General features: G+C 63.5%; 2 protein-coding genes. Both read right to left on the reverse strand.

Annotated features, from left to right (window positions below; all coding sequences use genetic code 11):
- Positions 1-215 (reverse strand): hypothetical protein (locus QMG52_RS16965; RefSeq protein ID WP_283561604.1); only part of this gene is annotated, 215 nt, incomplete at its 3' end.
- Between the two features lie 311 nt (positions 216-526).
- Entirely contained in the window at positions 527-1,018 is a 492-nt protein-coding gene (locus QMG52_RS16970) for an SRPBCC family protein (RefSeq protein ID WP_283561605.1), read from the reverse strand.
- Positions 1,019-1,278: the final 260 nt, after the last annotated feature.

The raw sequence follows: 1,278 nt of genomic DNA on the forward strand, positions 1-1,278 counted from the left end.
GCGCGGAGCACGATCCCCGTAAGGCTTCCGCTCACCCTCGCGGGCCGGACGGTCAGCGAAAGGCCGGTCGCTGCGCGGAGCACGATCCCCGTAAGGCTTCCGCTCACCCTCGCGGGCCGGACGGTCAGCGAAAGGCCGGTCGCTGCGCGGAGCACGATCCCCGTAAGGCTTCCGCTCACCCTCGCGGGCCGGACGGTCAGTGAAAGGCCGGTCATCCCGGGCACGGAATCCGCGGGGCTCGCCGCCCGAGTTACTGGTCCCCCTGAAGGGACCGCCGGTACCCCGACCGCCGTCGCGGCCTTGACTGGGACGGCCTCCGGAATTTCCTCCGCGGTTCCCGTCGCCGGGCCGGCTGCCGGGCGACTTGTCGTTATGTGGCTTGTCACCGCGGTTACCGCCGTTATATTCAGCCATGTCGGACTCCTATGCTCACGAGCTGACCAACTGGCACAGTAACAGCCGCTCTTCACTATTGATCTACAAAAATTACAAAAAAATCTCTGGGCACGGTGACCCTAGAACCATTCTAGTCGACGTCCTGCGAGCCGCCCATGAACCGTGCGTAGCGGTCCAGGACCTGCGGCCATTCGCGGAACACGTCGCCGCCAGGTTGGGCTCCCGACCGCGGCGCCCAACGCTCGTGGATAAGAAGCACCCGCGTGCCGCCATCTCCGTGAGGACGGAAGGAAACGGCTACGTGGTCGGGGTTGAGCGGATCCCCGCCCAGTAGCCACGACAGCAGAAACGACGACGGCGATATCCAGGAGTTGATACGCGCCCAGAGACATTTCTCTCCTTTGGCCGACCCCTCCACTAAGTCGCCGTCCTCGAAACCCAGATAGGAATCGACGCCGAATTCACTGTAGTCCTCCATGGGCCACCACAGGTGCACATTGTCCGTGAACCCCTCGAAGGCGTCGTGCAGACCGGACGGAACGGTCACCTCAGCGGTTATGGTCTGAAGCGAAGCCGGTTCCTGCGAAGGTTCGGGGGCAGCATGGGAAAAGAGCTCTGACATGACTTAAGCCTACTCAACGCGTCCTGGTCCGTTAGGGGTATTGTGTTCATTCGCGGGCGGCGGGTGGGCGGTGTCGCTACTGGACAGGCTCCCGCGGGCGGCGGGTGCCGTGCCGGCGATTTTTTGGGGGGGGGGTGTTAAATGGTTTGAGCCCCGCACGGTGTGCGGGGCTCAAGCCTTTTTGTTTTCTAAATGGTGTCCGGCGGTGTCCTACTCTCCCACACCCTCTCGAGTGCAGTACCATCGGCGCTGTGGGTCTT

Origin of the sequence: Paenarthrobacter sp. PH39-S1, assembly GCF_030063245.1 — a bacterium.
Taxonomy (GTDB): Bacteria; Actinomycetota; Actinomycetes; order Actinomycetales; family Micrococcaceae; genus Arthrobacter_M.

Excerpts from the sequence above, each read along its gene's own strand:
- QMG52_RS16970 (WP_283561605.1), bottom strand. The coding sequence starts at position 1,018 with ATGTCAGAGCTCTTTTCCCATGCTGCCCCCGAACCTTCGCAGGAACCG.